General features: G+C 33.0%; 19 protein-coding genes. 13 read left to right on the top strand and 6 right to left on the bottom strand.

Annotated elements, in window-relative coordinates; all coding sequences use genetic code 11:
• Positions 1-55: 55 nt before the first annotated feature.
• Positions 56-616 carry a sugar O-acetyltransferase gene (locus AC3WQX_RS08165; protein ID WP_030058745.1) on the top strand — a complete coding sequence of 187 codons (561 nt, stop codon included), beginning with the start codon at positions 56-58 and terminating at the stop codon, positions 614-616.
• A 159-nt stretch (positions 617-775) separates the two neighbouring features.
• Here AC3WQX_RS08165 and AC3WQX_RS08160 read toward each other — a convergent pair whose 3' ends face one another.
• Positions 776-1843: an acyltransferase family protein gene (locus AC3WQX_RS08160; RefSeq protein ID WP_002432700.1), complete on the bottom strand. Its 1068-nt coding sequence runs from the start codon at positions 1841-1843 to the stop codon at positions 776-778.
• A 318-nt stretch (positions 1844-2161) separates the two neighbouring features.
• Between AC3WQX_RS08160 and pruA the strand changes: the two genes are divergently transcribed.
• Positions 2162-3706 carry an L-glutamate gamma-semialdehyde dehydrogenase gene (pruA, locus tag AC3WQX_RS08155; RefSeq protein WP_492740041.1) on the top strand — a complete coding sequence of 515 codons (1545 nt, stop codon included), beginning with the start codon at positions 2162-2164 and terminating at the stop codon, positions 3704-3706.
• A gap of 97 nt (positions 3707-3803) precedes the next feature.
• Here the strand turns inward: pruA and AC3WQX_RS08150 are convergent, their stop codons facing one another.
• A complete protein-coding gene (locus tag AC3WQX_RS08150) occupies positions 3804-4355 on the bottom strand; it encodes a TetR/AcrR family transcriptional regulator (protein ID WP_030058749.1) in 552 nt (183 codons plus the stop codon).
• A 204-nt stretch (positions 4356-4559) separates the two neighbouring features.
• On the opposite strand from AC3WQX_RS08150, the gene AC3WQX_RS08145 reads away from it, so the two are divergent.
• The 4 genes from AC3WQX_RS08145 to AC3WQX_RS08130 all read left to right on the top strand — a co-directional run bounded on the left by AC3WQX_RS08145 (position 4560) and on the right by AC3WQX_RS08130 (position 7622).
• Entirely contained in the window at positions 4560-4787 is a 228-nt protein-coding gene (locus tag AC3WQX_RS08145; RefSeq protein ID WP_002432860.1) for a FeoA family protein, read from the top strand.
• Between the two features lie 5 nt (positions 4788-4792).
• Positions 4793-6787: a ferrous iron transport protein B gene (gene feoB / locus AC3WQX_RS08140; protein WP_049427857.1), complete on the top strand. Its 1995-nt coding sequence runs from the start codon at positions 4793-4795 to the stop codon at positions 6785-6787.
• 12 nt (positions 6788-6799) lie between these two features.
• Positions 6800-6961: a FeoB-associated Cys-rich membrane protein gene (locus AC3WQX_RS08135; protein ID WP_023351110.1), complete on the top strand. Its 162-nt coding sequence runs from the start codon at positions 6800-6802 to the stop codon at positions 6959-6961.
• A 196-nt stretch (positions 6962-7157) separates the two neighbouring features.
• Positions 7158-7622, top strand: a complete 465-nt coding sequence (locus AC3WQX_RS08130; RefSeq protein WP_002469886.1) for a hypothetical protein — start codon at positions 7158-7160, stop codon at positions 7620-7622.
• 139 nt (positions 7623-7761) lie between these two features.
• Here AC3WQX_RS08130 and AC3WQX_RS08125 read toward each other — a convergent pair whose 3' ends face one another.
• Positions 7762-8079, bottom strand: coding sequence for a YrhK family protein (locus AC3WQX_RS08125; protein WP_030058754.1), 318 nt, complete (start codon positions 8077-8079; stop codon positions 7762-7764).
• 95 nt (positions 8080-8174) lie between these two features.
• On the opposite strand from AC3WQX_RS08125, the gene AC3WQX_RS08120 reads away from it, so the two are divergent.
• Positions 8175-8693, top strand: a complete 519-nt coding sequence (locus AC3WQX_RS08120) for a methylated-DNA--[protein]-cysteine S-methyltransferase (RefSeq protein ID WP_030058756.1) — start codon at positions 8175-8177, stop codon at positions 8691-8693.
• A 54-nt stretch (positions 8694-8747) separates the two neighbouring features.
• Here the strand turns inward: AC3WQX_RS08120 and AC3WQX_RS08115 are convergent, their stop codons facing one another.
• The gene (locus AC3WQX_RS08115; RefSeq protein ID WP_030058758.1) at positions 8748-9914 is read right to left on the bottom strand and encodes a hydroxymethylglutaryl-CoA synthase; all 1167 of its coding nucleotides are present in this window, start codon (positions 9912-9914) and stop codon (positions 8748-8750) included.
• A gap of 240 nt (positions 9915-10154) precedes the next feature.
• On the opposite strand from AC3WQX_RS08115, the gene AC3WQX_RS08110 reads away from it, so the two are divergent.
• Positions 10155-11435 carry a hydroxymethylglutaryl-CoA reductase, degradative gene (locus AC3WQX_RS08110; RefSeq protein WP_256276637.1) on the top strand — a complete coding sequence of 427 codons (1281 nt, stop codon included), beginning with the start codon at positions 10155-10157 and terminating at the stop codon, positions 11433-11435.
• A gap of 81 nt (positions 11436-11516) precedes the next feature.
• On the opposite strand, the gene AC3WQX_RS08105 is transcribed toward AC3WQX_RS08110, so the two are convergent.
• Positions 11517-11951 (bottom strand): CHAP domain-containing protein, encoded by a 435-nt coding sequence (locus AC3WQX_RS08105; RefSeq protein WP_002432351.1) that lies wholly within the window; start codon positions 11949-11951, stop codon positions 11517-11519.
• Positions 11952-12203: 252 nt separating this feature from the next.
• Positions 12204-12422 (bottom strand): sterile alpha motif-like domain-containing protein, encoded by a 219-nt coding sequence (locus tag AC3WQX_RS08100; RefSeq protein ID WP_002432484.1) that lies wholly within the window; start codon positions 12420-12422, stop codon positions 12204-12206.
• Between the two features lie 178 nt (positions 12423-12600).
• On the opposite strand from AC3WQX_RS08100, the gene cidR reads away from it, so the two are divergent.
• The 5 genes from cidR to ptsG all read left to right on the top strand — a co-directional run bounded on the left by cidR (position 12601) and on the right by ptsG (position 18988).
• Positions 12601-13488, top strand: coding sequence for a cidABC operon transcriptional activator CidR (gene cidR, locus AC3WQX_RS08095; protein WP_002432609.1), 888 nt, complete (start codon positions 12601-12603; stop codon positions 13486-13488).
• Between the two features lie 309 nt (positions 13489-13797).
• Positions 13798-14190 carry a CidA/LrgA family protein gene (locus AC3WQX_RS08090; protein WP_016898577.1) on the top strand — a complete coding sequence of 131 codons (393 nt, stop codon included), beginning with the start codon at positions 13798-13800 and terminating at the stop codon, positions 14188-14190.
• Complete coding sequence (locus AC3WQX_RS08085) at positions 14187-14876, top strand: LrgB family protein (RefSeq protein ID WP_030058762.1); 690 nt, start codon at positions 14187-14189, stop codon at positions 14874-14876. The genes AC3WQX_RS08090 and AC3WQX_RS08085 overlap by 4 nt, the downstream gene beginning before the upstream one ends.
• A gap of 46 nt (positions 14877-14922) precedes the next feature.
• Positions 14923-16662 carry a pyruvate oxidase gene (locus tag AC3WQX_RS08080; protein ID WP_023351115.1) on the top strand — a complete coding sequence of 580 codons (1740 nt, stop codon included), beginning with the start codon at positions 14923-14925 and terminating at the stop codon, positions 16660-16662.
• Positions 16663-16921: 259 nt separating this feature from the next.
• Positions 16922-18988, top strand: a complete 2067-nt coding sequence (gene ptsG / locus AC3WQX_RS08075; protein ID WP_492740038.1) for a glucose-specific PTS transporter subunit IIBC — start codon at positions 16922-16924, stop codon at positions 18986-18988.
• Positions 18989-19103 lie beyond the last annotated feature (115 nt).

Raw genomic sequence — 19103 nt, 5'->3', positions numbered from 1 at the left:
TGAATGATTATCTCAGCTTTATTTAGTATATTGTTATTTGAATTGAGGGATAGTCATGACTGAAAAGGAAAAAATGTTAGCACATCAGTGGTACGATGCTAATTTTGATGATGAGTTGAAAGAGGATAGGTTACAAGCAAAAGAGTTATGCTTTGAATATAACCACACACGCCCTAGTAATGTTAAAAAACGCAACGCAATAATGGAGAAATTATTCGGCTATAAACTTGAGAATGTGGGGATTTCAATCCCGTTTGATACAGATTATGGATGGAATATTAAGTTCGGAAAAAATGTATTTATTAATACCAATTGTTATTTAATGGACGGCGGTGGCATCACGTTTGGAGATAATGTATTTATAGGTCCTAACTGTGGATTTTACACTGCTACACATCCACTTAATTTTGAGGAACGTAATAAAGGGCTAGAACTAGCAGAACCCATTGTAGTAGGAAGTAACACTTGGTTTGGGGGACATGTGTCTGTGTTGCCTGGGGTGACGATAGGTGAAGGAACCGTTATTGGTGCAGGAAGTGTAGTAACCAAAGATATACCCCCTCATTGCTTAGCAGTAGGTAATCCTTGTAAAGTGATTAGAAAGATTGAGCAGTAATATTAAAAAAACAACGAATAGCCCATAAATGTACTATGATTTCATTTATGGGCTATATTGCTTATTCTATTATAAACTCTAATTTTTAAATGTACATTCTCATGATTTTAGCTTAGTCTTTTAATTTTAAAAATGAGATAAAGCTCTTCATTCTTGATCTTAATCCATAAGATTATTTTTGTAACTTTTATAAACGGCAGTGTAGTTAACTTTTCCTATACCACCTACAATATATTTTCCAAATTTAAATAAATTAAAAACGTATCCAACTGTAATAGCTAGAGATAATGTAACTATAGTATTGAATATTACATTTTTAATTGGGTTATGGCTTAATAATCCTAAATCATGCACAAAAAAATAATGAACTAAGTAGATACAATAGGAGTAATTACTTATAAATACAATAAACTTAGGTACATACTTAATATAGGAAGAAAAGAGGAAAAATAATAAAATAATCATTGTTACATAAATAGGTGTATCTATTCTTTTAGATTCTACCCATGTGCTAATACCAAGTAAATAATTTGAAAACATGAAAAGAATTGATAGAAATGCTCCAATAATTATATGAATAGAGTAATTTTTTATTCTTTCCATAAATACTTCATAGTAAGTGCCTATATAGAAACCGAGTAAAAAATAGCTTAACCAACCTATGAAAATCATCCATCCCTCTCGATCCCAAATAGCTGCTATTATAGGATTATCAGGAGGCGATACAAAGGATCTCATAGCCCAATACATTGTGGTGATAAAAATTGATATAACAATCATCCCAATTGGATTCAAACCAATTAGATATTTAGAAAATAGCCAATGTAGTATATAAAATTGAAAAATAATAACTATAAAATATGTAACAGCCCCTCCATGAAACATTGTTTCTTTAACATGGAATAAATATTCATGTAAATTATTTGGACTAAAGTAAAAATAAGAAATACTTAAATTAATAATAATGTAGGGTATGCCCAAATAAATCAATTTATTTTTGAAGAAGCCCTTTTTTAATTTTGAGCCATAATTTTTTGCTAGTAAAAATTCTGATATAAAAACGAACATTGGCGTACTAAACATTAATAATAATTGGAATAGACGAAGTGATGTACTATGAGGGACGGAATGCATTTTTGAAAAAGTGGTAGTAATAGAGTGAATGATTACTATACTTAAACACGCGATGGCGCGCATCCAAAAAATTACTGATGTATAAGTTTTCATATGTTTATACCTTTCTGAATTTATTTATTTTTTAGAATATAGGGCTCAACCATTAATTCTATACAATAATTTTCTTATTTTCAACAACTTTTTTACTAAACAAAATAATTGAAATGCATAAAATTGTAAATTTAATCATAAAAAGACACATTAACTCCAAATTATTTTTAAGACTTTTCAGATAATATAAATGTAAGCGATTGCAAAACCGGGTGTGAACATAGTAGAATAAGGTAAATGATATGAACTATCATTTGAAATGTATGTCAATGTTTTGTGGTTTTAATAATCTTAATAATACATAGGGGGTTAATGATAATGGTAGTACCTTTCAAAAATGAACCTGGGATTGATTTTTCAGTACAAGAAAATGTAGACCGCTTCAACGAAGTATTAAAGAAGGTAAAAGGGGAACTTGGTCAAAATATTCCGCTATTCATCAATGGTGAAAAAATAGATAAGAGTGACAAGTTTGAATCTCTAAACCCTGCAGATACAGCTCAATTAATTGCTAAAGTTTCTAAAGCTACAAAAGACGATGTAGAAAATGCGTTTCAAGCAGCGAACGAAGCTTATAAATCATGGAAGAAATGGTCTCATAAAGATCGTGCTGAATTGATGTTACGCGTTGCAGCAATTATTCGTCGTCGTAAAGAAGAAATTTCTGCTGTTATGGTATATGAATCTGGAAAACCATGGGATGAAGCAGTAGGCGATGCTGCAGAAGGTATCGATTTTATCGAATATTATGCACGTTCAATGATGGATTTAGCAGAAGGTAAACCTGTGTTAGATCGAGAAGGTGAACATAATAGATATTTCTATAAACCCATAGGTACTGGCGTTACAATTCCGCCATGGAACTTCCCATTTGCAATTATGGCGGGTACAACACTAGCTCCAGTGGTGGCTGGTAATACAGTTCTATTAAAACCTGCAGAAGACACTGTACTTACAGCATATAAATTAATTGAAATTTTAGAGGAAGCTGGTTTACCTAAAGGTGTTGTTAACTTTGTACCTGGTGATCCTAAAGAAATAGGAGATTATTTAGTTGATCATAAAGATACACACTTTGTAACATTTACAGGTTCTCGTGCAACAGGTACACGTATCTATGAACGTAGTGCTGTAGTTCAAGAAGGACAAAACTTCTTGAAACGTGTTATCGCTGAAATGGGTGGTAAAGATGCTATTGTCGTAGATGAAAACGTTGATACGGATTTAGCAGCAGAGGCAATTGTAACGTCTGCGTTCGGATTCTCAGGACAAAAATGCTCAGCATGTTCACGAGCAATTATCCATAAAGACGTGCATGATGAAATTTTAGAGAAAGCAGTCAAACTAACTAAAGATTTAAATTTAGGTAACACGGAAAACAATACATTTATGGGACCAGTAATTAATCAGAAACAATTCGATAAAATTAAAAATTATATCGAAATTGGTAAAGAGGAAGGTAAATTAGAACAAGGTGGAGGCACGGATGACTCAACAGGTTACTTCATCGAACCAACCATCTTCTCAGGTCTTAAGTCAGCTGACCGTATTATGCAAGAAGAAATTTTTGGACCAGTTGTCGGATTTATTAAAGTTAATAGCTTTGATGAAGCAATTGATGTTGCAAACGATACTGATTATGGTTTGACAGGTGCAGTCATCACAAATAACCGTGAACACTGGATTAAAGCAGTAAATGAATATGATGTAGGTAACCTTTACCTCAACCGTGGTTGTACTGCTGCCGTAGTTGGATATCATCCATTTGGTGGTTTCAAAATGTCAGGTACAGACGCTAAAACAGGTAGTCCGGACTACTTACTTAATTTCTTAGAACAAAAAGTTGTTTCAGAAATGTTCTGATAAAATAAATAAAGCCGTTAATAGGAAGGTAAAATGAGTGTTGACTCAAATGCTTCCTATTGATGGCTTTTTCTAATTAATTTTAGAGTACAAAAATCTATTCAGAAATACTAATGTTGATTGCTTTATGGAAAACTTTATCAATTTCTGAAGCGGGCCATTGAATGTTTTCTTGTTTAATCCACTCCATAAATCCATCTAATGTAGAACCATAGATATAAAATACTAAATCTTCTGGGATTGTTTTATCAACAGAGATACGATGAATATTTTCTTTAATATCTGCCTTCATAATATCTACACAAACTTCTTTAAATATTTTACCGAATGATACATCATCTTTTTGTACTTTTTCGATTTTTTCCAATTCTTCTTTATTTGTAAATGTAGCTTCAATTGTTTGGAAAGGATTATTTAACCGATCTTTTAAGTCGGTTGAAAAGTAATCTTTAGTGAGTAACTTGAATAGATAAACTAACAAATCATATTTGTCATAGAAATGTTTATAAAAAGTCGTCCGGTGAACCATTCCAGATTCGCAAATTTCATTAACAGAAAGAGATTCGAAACTTCTTTTCTCTAACAATTGATAAAGACTCGATGATAACGCCTTTTTAGTTTTCACTACTCTTAAGTCTTGTTCATTCATAAATATAACCTCGCTCATCTACACTGTATAGTTAAACTATATCGTCGCATTAACCATTACGCAATAACTTAGATTTATGTATAGATAATCATTTCTAAAAATAGACACATTTATCTTTTTGTAGATATTGTAAATCATAGGTAATAGGCATATGATTTTCTTATTGATAATGATTATTAATTAAGGTTAGAAAGCGTGAGTATGATGTTGAATTTAATGACTGGGATGAAAAATAAACAATATAAAGTTAAAAGTATCAATCTGAATAATAAAAGCATGTTATATCGTTTGGGAGCACTTGGTTTAAAGAAGGGCAGTCTAGTGAGTATTAAGCGTAAATGCTTATTTAATGGACCAAGTGTAATTGAAATCAATGGTCAATATCTTAGTATTAGACAATCAGATGCTCGTCAAATTGCATTAGAGGAGTAGATGATATGAATGAAAGTTATTGCATTTTAGGTAACCCTAATGTAGGTAAAACATCTCTATTCAATGCATTGACAGGATCTTATGAGTACGTTGGGAATTGGAGCGGTGTGACGGTCGAGAAAAAAGTAGGTAAATTAAAAGAAAATCTAGGACAATTAATAGATTTACCTGGTGTATACGATCTTTCACCAATCACTAAAGATGAAACAGTTGTTACAGAATTTCTGATGGAAACATCATTTACTGGAATGATTAATATCATTGATACTAGTCAAATTAAAAGAAATCTGCAATTAACTGTTCAATTGCTAGAACTCAATGTTCCTATAATCATTGGTTTAAACATGATGGATGTAGCTATTCAACATGGTTTAAAGATTAATTATGACACTCTAATGAGAAAGTTAAAAGTACCTATTTTTCCTATAGTAGCAAGAAAAGCTAAAGGTACAAACACTTTATTGCATGAACTTCAATTCTTGAAATCTGATCAAAGACAACACTTCAAAATTGATTATGGCAATGAGATTGAAGAAGCTATCGAACGACTTAGCTCAATTATCAAGAAAGAAACGTCGTATCCAAATGAACGAATACGTTTTATAGCAATTCAATATTTGCTTGATAATGTCAAAATTAACGAAGAATTAGGGGCTGAGTTGATTAATCTTCTAGAGCCCATAAAAACAAACTTAGATAAACACTCTAATATGTGCGTACGCGAACGTATAGAAGTTATAAGAGAAGCATTTATAGATAATATCTTAAAAAATGTTGTTGAATATCCGGAAGAAGAAAAACAATTTTTCACAGCTAAATTAGATAAAATTCTTATGAATAAATATTTAGGAATTCCAATATTCTTAGGTATTATATGGCTAATATTTCAAACCACTTTCACATGGGTGGGGACGCCTTTATCTGATAAAATGGACGATTTCATCGGTGGTCAATTAACCGATTGGATAAAACTACTGATGCAACAATTGCATCTATTACCGTTTCTTCAAGACTTAATTACTGATGGTATTATTGCTGGAGTAGGTTCAGTATTAGTATTTATTCCTCAAATCGTAGTTTTATTCTTCTTTATTTCATTGCTCGAAGATTCAGGTTATATGGCTAGGATTGCCGTATTGATGGATAAGACTATGGAATCCATTGGTTTAAGTGGAAAGTCGTTTATCCCTATGATTATTGGCTTTGGATGTAATGTTCCAAGTATTATGGCTGCGCGTAGTATTGAAAATGAAAAAGAAAGACTTATTACTATTTTAATCGCGCCATTTATGTCGTGTTCAGCACGGTTACCCGTCTATGCTTTGTTCGTAGGTGTATTCTTTAAAGAATACCAATCACTTATCGTACTTAGTTTATATTTAATTGGCATTCTGATTGCTCTTTTAGTGAGTACTTTTATGAATAAATTTATTTTGAAAAATGAAGACTCGGTTTTTATCGTGGAATTACCAACATATCGTGTACCTTCAATTAGAACGTTATGGCGTAGTACATGGGAAAAGGCAAAAGGTTTTGTGAAAAAAGCAGGTACATTTATTTTCGGTGGTTCAGTAGTGATTTGGGCTTTAACTTATATGGGCCCTAATGGATTTGATGTGAAAATTAACCAAAGTTTTATGCATATACTGGGAGAAGTTTTTGCTCCTATCATTGCTCCTTTAGGTTTTGGAACTTGGCAGGCAGGAGCAACATTGATACCAGGCTTTTTAGCAAAAGAGGTTATTATTAGTTCAATGGCTATACTTTATTCTTCCAATGAGAATGGTTTAGTCAATGTGATTCAACACCAATTCACTCCAATTTCAGCATATGCGTTTATGATATTTATACTATTATATGTACCTTGTATCTCTACGGTTGCCACTATTAGAAAAGAAACATGTTCTTGGAAATGGACACTTATTGCTGTGATCTATCCAGTATTAACAGCGTACATTTTAACATTAATGTTTTATCAAGTTAGCCATTTATTTACGTAAGGAAGTGATTCTATGTATGTATTATTAAACATTTTAATTATCGCAGTTATTGTAAGCTATACAGTGTATACATTATTTAAGTTCTTTAAACGATCTAAAGCAGGTCAATGTGGAAGTTGTAAATCGCAATGTCATTGCAATACCTCTTCTTCTAAAAAGTCTTCGCCATCTTAGAACTAAATAAAATCCTCCTCAAATAAGAACTTCTCTACTCATTTTAATAAATAAGAGTAGGGAAGTTTTTATATTAAGTAAATATTGAGTTATTATTAATTTACTTTTCTAATGATTAAACTTTTTAAAAAGTGATATATTATATGTAACTATTTTTTTAGAATGTAAATTTTTATTAATACGGAGGATTTAATAAATGAAAGGTAGCAAGAAACTAGATAGCTTACTAGAGGATAATAAGAAGAAATTAAAAAAGTTATTTAAATATGATAAAAAAGAAGCTTTGGCTTTCACAAAAGAAGATCGTGAGAAAGTCAAAGATAAGTATGGGGTTTATGTTATTTTTGATCAAAAGAAACCAGTTTACGTAGGACAAACTGGTGGGTACTCAACGACTTATAAACCTATAAATAAAGACTTATACACTAAATTAGGACAATATAACTCTCATTCAGATAGTGGTACAACAAAGTTTAGAAAAGGGTTTGCCCAAAGTAAAAACTTAGATCAATCTGATTTAAAAAGTATCACTGCTCAAGAACATAGTTTAACTTTCCAATATATTAAAGTTAAAGATGAACCTGCCTTTATAAATATTTTAGAACTTGTCGCTTTAGAGTATGCGAAAGATAAAGGTTATGAACTATATAATTTTGAATAATTAATTTTTATGATATGTGAAAAGCTGAGGCATTTATTTATTGCCTCAGCTTTTAAAGTATTCAACTTATGTTTATTAAAATTATTACGATTCACTAGTATATTAAAACAAACTTAAGAATGCTATCACCACACAACCTTCATTCAGATTGATTTTTTAATTCATCTTTATATAGGCGTCTATAATAATTAGATAATTTGAGATCATGTATAAATGAGATAATTGGTCGTGCTGTCATTTGAAGACTACCGATAACAAAGAGGACTGTGCCGGCTATCATTGTTTTATCGCTAAAGAAGAGAAAGCTTCCAACCAGAAATATTAAACCTAACACGATATCATTAATTTGATACAGTGCTTTGTAAAAAATAGTAATTTCATTGGCATGGTTTTGACTTTTAGGACTTAAGTTATTTTTATTAAAATGAAGATCCACATCGTTTTTATGCTGAATCATATTATTACCTCCACTATGTTTATTGAGTTAAAAATTCCCATTCAATAATAGAGTTAAACTTAGCAATCGTATTATATGATAAAGGAGTTATTGAAATGCAATATCAAACGAAATTTCAATCCCCACTAGGTGAACTGCAATTAATTAGTGATGGTTCTGCACTTACGCATCTTTTATATCCGAACCAACATATAGAAAATGTTAAAACAAAAGGGGACTTACCACTATTTCAAAAAGTGACACAGTGGCTAGAACAATATTTTGAAGGTAATCATCCAGTTATAGATTTTACATTAGCACCACATGGAAGCGACTTTCAGCGTGAGGTCTGGGATGAGTTAATAACAATAGCATATGGAGACTTAGAAACATATGGAAACATTGCAAAAAGTGTTGGTCAAAAGTTAGGTAAGCCAAAAATGTCTGCTCAAGCTGTAGGAGGGGCAGTAGGTCGTAATCCGATTTCTATCATCATACCTTGTCATCGTGTGGTAGGTAAGGATGGAAGTTTAACAGGTTACGGTGGCACGATAGATAATAAAATTAAATTGCTAGAAATTGAAAATGTTGATATGTCTCAGCTTTATAGACCGAAATATAGTACAAAGCCATAAAGAAAGCTTGGGAGTCTTAGGTAAGACTTCCAAGCTTTGATATTTGTCCATGATTTATTCTGCAATATGATATTCACGAATATCGTCATTAATGTCTTTCAAGTAGAAGAGATCATTGTCTTTATCTGATTGTTCAATGTCGTGATTGAATTCTAAATCATCAAAACGTTTAAAGAATGATTCGTATTCTTCGACAGAAACTTCTGTACGATTGTTTAACAATGCTTTGTGTCCTTCAATGTCTAGATGTTTTTCGAAACCGTCTACAAGTGTTGCACTGAAGAATTCGCCAACAGAACCTGAGCCATAACTAAATAAACCAATTGTTTGACCACCTTTGAGGTCACGTGTTTCAAGTAATGATATTAAACTTAAGTATAATGAACCAGTATAGATGTTACCAACATAACGGTTATAATATACTGCATCTTCATATCCTGATTTTAAGCGTTCTTGTGTAGTTTCATCAGCATTATCAATGATAGAATCTAAAGCTTTTTTACCCATTTTGGTGAAAGGTACATGGAAGCAAAGTGATTCGAAATCAGATAGTGTTTTACCTTGACGACGTGCATATTCATTCCAGCTTTCTTGGAATGATTTAATGTAAGCGTCTTTAGATAGTGCACCTGCAACGAGTGGGTATTTGTGACCTGTAGGACGCCAGAAGTCGTAAACATCTTCGGTATAAGCAACTGCATCATCGTTTAATGTTAATATGCTAGGCTCATGAGAAATCATCATTGCTACAGCACCAGCCCCTTGAGTAGGTTCTCCGCCTGAGTTAATACCATAACGTGCAGTATCACTTGCGATAACTAGAACTTTCTCGTTGGGACGTTGTGCAAGATAGTCTTTAGCAAGTTGGATTGCAGGAGTTGCAGCATAACATGCTTCTTTCATTTCAAAGCAACGTGCGAAGGGTTGAATACCTAATAAATTATGGATTTGAACTGCTGCAGCTTTGGCATTATCAATAGCAGATTCAGTTGCTACAATTACCATTCCAATATTCTTTTTATCTTCGTCTGTTATAATATCTTTAGCAGCATTAGCACCCATCGATACGATATCTTGGTTGACAGGACTTACTGCCATTTCAGTTTGTCCGATTCCTATTAAGAATTTATTTGGATCAACTTGGCGTGCTTCTGCAAGCTTTGCCATGTCTACATAATATTTTGGTACATAAAAGTTTATTTTATCGATACCTATGTTCATAAGGCGAATCATCCTTTCAGTTTTAAAGTAGCATTAGTATCATATCAAACCAATACAATGTTATACAATGAAATATAACAGAATATTTCATCAAAGTATAATAGAAATGTAAGCGTTTTACACGATGAATTGTTATCATTAAATTAATCGTCTATATGGTATGATTGGAAATTTAATTTTCCGGAAAATAAATATTTAAAAGTTTAAAATAACTTGAAAGATACATATAAAAGGAGTTTAATCATGAAAAGTTTAGAAAAAGGATTTAGACATTTATCTCGAGAGGATAAATTAAAGCAATTAGTCGAGTATGGATGGCTCAATACTGATAATTATGATTCATTACTTAGTCATCCTCTTATTAATGAAGAAGTGGCAAATAGTTTGATTGAGAATGTAATTGGTCAAGGCACTCTACCAGTTGGACTATTACCTAAAATTATTGTTGATGATAAAGAATATGTGGTGCCAATGATGGTTGAAGAGCCTTCAGTAGTGGCTGCCGCAAGTTATGGAGCGAAACTTGTTAACCAAAGTGGTGGCTTTAAAACAATCTCAAGTCAAAGATTAATGATCGGTCAAATTGTGTTTGACGATATTGAAGATACAGAACAATTATCTAAAGATATCCAAGCACTTGAACCACAAATACATCAAATTGCTGATGAGGCTTATCCATCTATTAAAGAACGTGGGGGCGGTTACCAACGTATTGAAATAGATACGTTCCCTGAGCAACATTTACTATCATTGAAAGTATATGTTGATACTAAAGATGCGATGGGCGCTAATATGTTAAATACAATTCTTGAAGCAATCACTGCTCATCTTAAAAACGAATTCCCTGAAAAAGATGTTTTAATGAGTATTTTATCTAATCACGCGACGGCTTCAGTAGTTAAAGTGCAAGGCGAAATAGATGTTAACGATTTAAATAGAGGTGAGAGAAGTGGCGAAGAGGTAGCACACCGTATGGAACGTGCCTCAGTATTAGCTCAAGTTGATATTCATCGTGCAGCTACTCACAACAAAGGTGTAATGAATGGTATTCACGCAGTAGTTCTTGCTACAGGTAACGATACAAGAGGTGCTGAAGCGAGTGCACACGCATATGCTAGTCGTGATGGTCAATATAGAGGAATTGCGGCATGGAAATATGATAAAGAACGTGGAAAATTAATCGGTACAATTGAAGTACCTATGACCTTGGCGATTGTGGGTGGTGGCACGAAGGTATTACCTATTGCAAAAGCCTCGCTCGATTTACTCAATGTAGCGTCAGCCCAAGAGTTAGGTCATGTTGTAGCTGCAGTCGGTTTAGCTCAAAACTTTTCAGCTTGTCGTGCGCTTGTATCAGAAGGTATACAGCAAGGACATATGAGCTTACAATATAAATCATTAGCAATTGTTGTTGGAGCACAAGGTGAAGAAATTGCTAAAGTTGCGGAAGCATTGAAACATGAAACACGCGCTAATACAGCTAAAGCTAAAGAAATTTTAGAAGAATTACGTCAATCATAATTAAAAAGCCATCAAACGGGTAATGAATTCCATAAGTAAATGTTGATATGGTTTCATACTTGTTTGATGGCTTATTTTATATTAATAAATATAATTATAATGACGTGCTGATGATTTACTAATAATACGTGTTCCGTAACCTAAAGGAACATTATAATTATACTCTGAGATTTTAATGCTTCCACTATTGTATACTTTCTCTACAATTGCCACGTGCCCATAATAACCTGCAGTAGATTGCATAACAGCGTATTTTTTTGGTTTGTGTCCCGTTGAGTAACCTGAACGGCGTGCGTTGTAGTACCAGTTCCTAGCGTTTCCCCATCTATTAGAAACAGGCTTCCCTAATTGAACTCGACGTTTATAGGCCCACCAAGTACATTGATGTTTGCTGTAATAATTATATGAAGCAGCGTGTGATACGTGCGTATGTTCTATAGTTTGATATGTTAAAGTTCCAGTGAACATGATTCCAGTAGCGATAATAATACGTGATAATAATTTTTTAAGTTTCATTGCTTCTCCCCAAAAAATGTATTTATTTTTTAACCGTATATATAATAATCTTTAAAAATACGTAATACAATATAAGAAACGAATTGTACAAGCAAATGTAATGTTCTTGAAATATTGTATTTCTTTTTGTAATAAAGTTAATATTGTATGCAATTTACAATGAAAAAGACGCCCCGTAGGACGTCTTGCGAGATGATTAACTCCATGCATTCATGTATAAAGAATATGTTAAACGTAATGTATTAACGGTCATTATACATTTTGGGTGAATTGGTTGAAAACAGCAAGTGCGCGTTTGATCACTGTCACAGGTATGTTTTCAGGACATGGATTATTTCGAAAATATGTCAATATTTCACTATGGCTCTTCACTTCTTTAGGAAAATTGATATCTTGATTAATCCAATCAACCAATTCACCTAACGGTGTGTCATCACCATGGAAACTTTGCATAAATTCGTAAAAGCTCAATTCCTCACCTCAAAAAATGTAATATGAGCCACAGACATTGTAACATATTTTAATTATTTAAAAATACTTGTTAATAAAGAATTTTGACTATGCAATTCTTTTAGGAAAATTATTAATCGCTAAAAAGGTCAATCATATTGTATAATTAATATATTATTTATAAAAAAGGGGGATATGCGTGGACATTAAACACATGAAATATTTCGTCGAAGTCGTAAAACAAGGTGGAATGACAAACGCATCTAAATCTTTATACATCGCTCAGCCTACAATAAGTAAAGCAATTAAAGATATCGAAGCAGAAATGGCTGTCCCCTTATTCGATAGAAGTAAAAGAAATTTAGTACTTACAGATGCTGGGAAAATTTTCTTCAATAAATGTAAAGAAATTATTTCTTTATATGATAACTTGCCTACAGAAATTAATAGTCTGTATGGGTTAGAAACAGGGCATATTAACATTAGTATGTCTGCAGTTATGAGTATGCGTAAATTTATAGGGATTTTGGGTGATTTTCATCAATTATATCCAAATATCACTTACAATCTTATCGAAAGTGGAGGGAAAACCACAGAGAACCTCATCTTAAATGATGAAGTGGATATCGGTGTAACGACTTTACCGGTCGATCATCATTTATTTGAATCTATTTCACTCAATAAAGAAGATTTAAGAGTAGTATTACATAGGGAACATCCATTAGCTTATAAAACTAAAATTAAGATGGAGGAACTCGCTGAAGAGAATTTTATACTATTTAATGAAGATTTTTATTTGAATGATAAAATTATCGAAAATGCTAAAAACGCTGGGTTCGTTCCTAATATGGCTTCTCAAATTTCACAATGGAACGTTATCGAGAATCTCATCATCAATAAGTTAGGAATTACAATATTACCTGCAACTATCTCAGAGTTATTAAATGATGATGTGAAAATGATTCAACTCGAAAATGCTAATACAGAATGGGAACTTGGCGTAGTGTGGAAAAAAGATAAGCGTTTAAGTCATGCGACAAATAAATGGATAGAGTTCTTAAAAGAAAAATTGACTGAACAAAAGTAGAGTAATATGTTCGCCGCAATTGTAATTGATTATTAAGACTACAATAGCCAGTTCATATCTTTTATTTATGAGTTGGCTATTGAGTCATGATAAATTTGTATTTTTACGTTACAAATCAATGCTAATAACAGTTGACGATTCAGAGATTAAGAATTGAGGATGATATGTAAACGGTTTCATAGATTAGAGGAATAGAAAACATTCTTAAAATGTATTTTTACTATAGAAGAGTCAGTATTATAATAGTAAATAACACTGAAAAAAGTTAGTAACAATTTAGACACAATTTGATAGAAAGGGATGTTGACTATGTATAGGGCTAAATTTTTGGTTAAGTTAGTACTTCAACTTGCACTGATATTACTGATTACCTATATAGGAACAGAAGTGCAGAAATTATTACACATCCCACTAGCAGGTAGTATAGTTGGTTTAATTTTGTTCTTCTTACTTTTACAGTTTAAGATTATTCCAGAAAGTTGGATTGATGTAGGGGCTAATTTCTTACTCAAGACAATGGTATTTTTCTTTATCCCATCAGTGGTAGGTATTATGGATGTAGCTTCTGATATTACGTTAAATTATGTATTATTCTTTATCGTAATTATTATAGGTACATGTGTAGTTGCTTTATCTTCAGGCTTTATAGCTGAAAAAATGGTAGGAAAAGACAAAATAACTAAAGGGACAGATCAGTCATGAATGATTATTTACAAGCCGTTCTCATGATATTATTAACAGTCATTTTGTACTATGGTTCTAAGCGACTCCAAGATAAATATAAAAATCCATTATTAAACCCTGCGCTGATAGCATCAATTGGGATAATAATTATACTATTAGTTTTCGGAGTGAGTTACAAAGGGTATATGAAAGGTGGTACATGGATTAACCATGTATTAAATGCAACAGTCGTCTGTCTTGCTTATCCACTATATGAAAACAGACACAAAATAAAGAAATATCTGTCTATCATTTTTGCAAGCGTACTGACTGGTGTACTTCTTAATTTTGTGTTAGTATTTACAACGTTGAAAATCTTTGGTTATTCTAAAGACACGATTGTCACCCTGTTACCAAGATCAATCACTGCAGCAGTTGGTATTGAAGTTTCCCAAGAATTGGGAGGCACAGATACAATGACTGTACTCTTTATTATAACTACAGGTTTAATCGGCAGTATTTTAGGTTCAATGTTATTGCGTATGGGAGGTTTCAAATCCTCTATTGCTAAAGGATTAACTTATGGAAATGCTTCACACGCCTTCGGTACTGCAAAAGCATTGGAATTAGATATAGAATCAGGAGCATTTAGTTCTATTGGTATGATTCTTACGGCTGTCATAAGTTCAGTCTTAATACCAATACTGATTTTAGTGTTTTACTAAAGGGAAAGATGTACTCGTATACTAGAAAGGGAGGCTATTTGTAAAAATGGCAAAAATTAAAGCAAATGAAGCATTAGTTAAAGCATTACAAGCTTGGGATATTGACCACTTATATGGTATTCCAGGTGACTCAATTGACGCAGTAGTAGATAGCTTACGTACAGTAAGAGATCAATTTAAATTCTACCACGTTCGTCACGAAGAAGTAGCAAGTTTAGCTGCTGGTAGTTACACAAAAATGACAGGTAAAATTGGTGTTGCATTAAGTATCGGTGGACCTGGTTTAGTTCACTTATTAAACGGTATGTATGATGCTAAAATGGACAACGTTCCTCAATTAATTTTATCAGGTCAAACTAATAGTACTTTATTAGGTACTAAAGCATTCCAAGAAACTAATCTTTCTAAATTATGTGAAGACGTTGCTGTATACAACCACCAAATCCAAAAAGGTGACAACGTATTTGAAATCGTTAATGAAGCAATCCGTACAGCTTATGAGAAAAAAGGTGTAGCGGTAGTTATTTGTCCTAACGACTTATTAACTCAAAAAATTAAAGATACTACAAACCGTGCAGTAGATACTACTAAACCTAAACCAGTATCTCCTAAATTCAAGAGCATTAAAAAAGCTGCTAAATTAATTGATAAAGCTAAAAAACCAGTAATGATTATTGGTATGGGTACTCAACACGCTAAAGAAGAATTACGTGAATTTATCGAAGCTGCTAAAATCCCAGTAATTCACACATTACCAGCTAAAACAATCTTACCTGATGATCATCCATACAGCATTGGTAACTTAGGTAAAATTGGTACTAAAACATCTTATCAAACAATCCAAGATGCTGATTTATTAATCATGGCTGGTACAAACTATCCTTACGTAGACTATCTACCTAAGAAAAACATTAAAGCTATCCAAATTGATACAAACGAAGCTAACTTAGGTCATCGTTTCAACATCAATGTTGGTATTTTAGGCGATAGTAAAGTTGCTTTCCATCAACTAACTGAAAATATTAAACACGTTGCTAAACGTCAATTCTTAGATAAAACATTAGAACGTAAAGCTGTTTGGGATAAATGGATGGAACAAGATAAAAATAATAATAAATCACCATTACGTCCAGAACGCTTAATGAAAGCAATCAATGCTAACTTAAAAGATGATGCTATTATCTCAGCAGACGTTGGTACTGCTACAGTTTGGTCAACTCGTTACCTAAACTTATCAGTTAATAACAAATTCATCATCTCAAGTTGGTTAGGTACTATGGGTTGCGGTCTTCCAGGTGCTATGGCAGCTAAAATTGCTTACCCTAACCGTCAAGCTGTTGCTATCGCTGGTGACGGTGCATTCCAAATGGTAATGCAAGACTTCGCAACTGCAGTTCAATATGATTTACCAATGACTGTATTCGTATTAAACAATAAACAATTATCATTCATTAAATATGAACAACAAGCTGCTGGTGAATTAGAATATGCGATTGATTTCTCTGATATGGATCACGCTAAATTCGCTGAAGCTGCTGGTGGTAAAGGTTATGTTGTTAGAGATGCTAGTCGTTTAGACGATATCGTTGAAGAAGCTATGGCTCAAGACGTTCCAACTATCGTAGACGTACACGTTGATCCAAACGCTGCACCATTACCAGGTAAAATCGTTAACGAAGAAGCATTAGGTTATAGTAGATGGGCTTACAGATCAATCACTGAAGATAAAAACTTAGACTTTGATCAAATCCCACCAATCTCTGTAGCAGCTAAACGTTTCTTATAATAGATGATTTACAGAACTCGACTTATTAAGTCGGGTTCTTTTTATATAAAAAATAAAAAAATTGTCTTGTAAACGCTTTATTAACTGTGTATACTTAGTGTAAATAAATATTAAATATTGCGTGTTACTGGTTATGCAGGCATGAGCAAATGAGGTTTACCATCTTTTTGAGTTATTAAAGAAAATGATGGTCTTGTTTGTTCATGTCTTTTTTTATGCCATTACATGTATCAACTATAGATGGAGAGGAATGTTTAATATGTTTAAAAAGCTATTTGGGCAGTTACAACGTATTGGTAAAGCATTAATGCTACCAGTAGCAATATTACCTGCTGCCGGAATCTTGCTTGCATTTGGTAATGCAATGCATAATGAACAACTTGTTCACCTTGCACCGTGGTTAAACCATCCTGTGTTTGTAGCAATTTCTTCAGTTATGGAAGCTTCAGGACAAGTGGTTTTTGACAATTTACCGTTATTATTTGCAATCGGAACAGCACTTGGTTTAGCAGGAGGAGACGGTGTAGCAGCACTTGCAGCACTAGTAGGTTACCTTATTATGAATGCGACAATGGGTAAAGTTCTACATATCACTATTGATGATATATTCTCATACTCAAATGGTGCTAAGGAATTAAGCCAAGCAGCTAAAGATCCTGCTCATGCATTAATTCTTGGAATTCCGACACTTCAAACAGGGGTATTCGGTGGTATTATCATGGGGGCCTTAGCTGCATGGTGTTATAACAAATTTTATAACATTACATTACCAGCATTCTTAGGTTTCTTTGCAGGGAAGCGTTTTGTACCTATCGTGACATCAGTTGTCGCAATTGCGACAGGTATCATATTAAGTTTTGTTTGGCCGCCTATTCAAGATGGTTTAAATGGGCTTTCAAACTTCTTATTGAATAAGAACTTAACTTTAACTACGTTTATTTTTGGGATTATTGAGCGATCACTTATTCCATTCGGTCTGCATCACATTTTCTATGCACCATTTTGGTTTGAATTTGGCCATTATACAAATCACGCTGGAGATTTAGTACGTGGAGACCAAAGAATTTGGATGGCACAATTGAAAGATGGCGTGCCATTTACAGCTGGCGCATTCACTACAGGTAAATATCCATTCATGATGTTTGGTTTACCAGCGGCAGCATTCGCCATTTATAAAAATGCTCGCCCAGAACGTAAGAAAGTTGTTGGAGGTTTAATGTTATCAGCAGCTTTAACTTCTTTCTTAACAGGTATTACTGAACCATTAGAGTTCTCATTCTTATTTGTGGCACCCATTTTATATGTGATTCATGTATTTTTAGCAGGTACTTCTTTCTTGGTCATGCACTTGTTAGGTGTAAAAATAGGTATGACTTTCTCCGGAGGGTTTATTGATTATATTTTATACGGTTTACTTAACTGGCATCGCACAAACGCGCTTTGGGTTATTCCAGTAGGTATTGTGTATGCGATTGTGTATTACTTCTTATTTGACTTTGCAATTAGAAAATTCAAATTAAAAACACCTGGTCGTGAAGATAAAGAACAAGAGATACGCAATTCAAGTGTTGCTAAATTACCATTTGATGTATTAGATGCTATGGGCGGTAAAGAAAATATTAAACATCTAGATGCTTGTATTACACGTCTTAGAGTTGAAGTCGCAGATAAATCGAAGGTAGACGTTCAAGGATTGAAAGCGTTAGGTGCCTCTGGAGTTCTAGAAGTAGGAAATAACATGCAAGCTATATTTGGCCCAAAATCAGATCAAATTAAGCATGACATGGCAAAGATTATGAGTGGAGAAATTACTAAACCTAGTGAGACAACAGTAACTGAAGAGATTTCTGATGAACCAGTTCATGTAGAAGACGTCATTGAAACTGAAATTTATTCACCTGGACATGGTCAAATGATTCCATTAACGGATGTTCCGGATAAAGTTTTCTCTGAAAAAATGATGGGCGATGGCGTAGGTTTCATTCCTGAAAAAGGCGAAATTGTAGCACCATTTGATGGTACAGTTAAAACCATCTTCCCAACGAAACATGCGATTGGTTTAGAATCAGATACAGGTGTAGAAGTCTTAATTCACATTGGTATCGATACAGTTAAATTGAATGGACAGGGCTTTGAAAGCTTTGTTCAAGCTGATGAAACTGTAACACAAGGTCAACCTTTAATGAAAATTGATTTAGCTTATCTAAAAGATAACGCACCAAGTATTGTTACGCCGGTAATTATCACAAATTTAGGTGATAAAACATTAACAATTGAAGATGTTAAATCTGTAGATCCAGAAAAAGTTATAATGAAAATTAAATAACACATAATTGGTAGTGCATATTTTTGAGATTTCAAAGATGTGCACTTTTTTTGTATAACATTGACAACGGTAACAATAAATAGCAATGTAGTAATGTAAGTTACATAAATGTTAT

The sequence above is a fragment of the Staphylococcus sp. FW104-15G4D genome (assembly GCF_058790135.1).
The sequence above is the reverse complement of the archived record's forward strand: the minus strand, read 5'-3'. Positions and strand labels throughout refer to the sequence as shown.

Bases quoted from the DNA above. Each gene is read 5' to 3' on its own strand.
- AC3WQX_RS08165 (WP_030058745.1), top strand. From the start codon at position 56: ATGACTGAAAAGGAAAAAATGTTAGCACATCAGTGGTACGATGCTAAT.
- AC3WQX_RS08160 (WP_002432700.1), bottom strand. From the start codon at position 1,843: ATGAAAACTTATACATCAGTAATTTTTTGGATGCGCGCCATCGCGTGT.
- pruA (WP_492740041.1), top strand. From the start codon at position 2,162: ATGGTAGTACCTTTCAAAAATGAACCTGGGATTGATTTTTCAGTACAA.
- AC3WQX_RS08150 (WP_030058749.1), bottom strand. From the start codon at position 4,355: ATGAATGAACAAGACTTAAGAGTAGTGAAAACTAAAAAGGCGTTATCA.
- AC3WQX_RS08145 (WP_002432860.1), top strand. From the start codon at position 4,560: ATGTTGAATTTAATGACTGGGATGAAAAATAAACAATATAAAGTTAAA.
- feoB (WP_049427857.1), top strand. From the start codon at position 4,793: ATGAATGAAAGTTATTGCATTTTAGGTAACCCTAATGTAGGTAAAACA.
- AC3WQX_RS08135 (WP_023351110.1), top strand. From the start codon at position 6,800: ATGTATGTATTATTAAACATTTTAATTATCGCAGTTATTGTAAGCTAT.
- AC3WQX_RS08130 (WP_002469886.1), top strand. From the start codon at position 7,158: ATGAAAGGTAGCAAGAAACTAGATAGCTTACTAGAGGATAATAAGAAG.
- AC3WQX_RS08125 (WP_030058754.1), bottom strand. From the start codon at position 8,079: ATGATTCAGCATAAAAACGATGTGGATCTTCATTTTAATAAAAATAAC.
- AC3WQX_RS08120 (WP_030058756.1), top strand. From the start codon at position 8,175: ATGCAATATCAAACGAAATTTCAATCCCCACTAGGTGAACTGCAATTA.
- AC3WQX_RS08115 (WP_030058758.1), bottom strand. From the start codon at position 9,914: ATGAACATAGGTATCGATAAAATAAACTTTTATGTACCAAAATATTAT.
- AC3WQX_RS08105 (WP_002432351.1), bottom strand. From the start codon at position 11,951: ATGAAACTTAAAAAATTATTATCACGTATTATTATCGCTACTGGAATC.
- AC3WQX_RS08090 (WP_016898577.1), top strand. From the start codon at position 13,798: ATGTATAGGGCTAAATTTTTGGTTAAGTTAGTACTTCAACTTGCACTG.
- AC3WQX_RS08085 (WP_030058762.1), top strand. From the start codon at position 14,187: ATGAATGATTATTTACAAGCCGTTCTCATGATATTATTAACAGTCATT.
- AC3WQX_RS08080 (WP_023351115.1), top strand. From the start codon at position 14,923: ATGGCAAAAATTAAAGCAAATGAAGCATTAGTTAAAGCATTACAAGCT.
- ptsG (WP_492740038.1), top strand. From the start codon at position 16,922: ATGTTTAAAAAGCTATTTGGGCAGTTACAACGTATTGGTAAAGCATTA.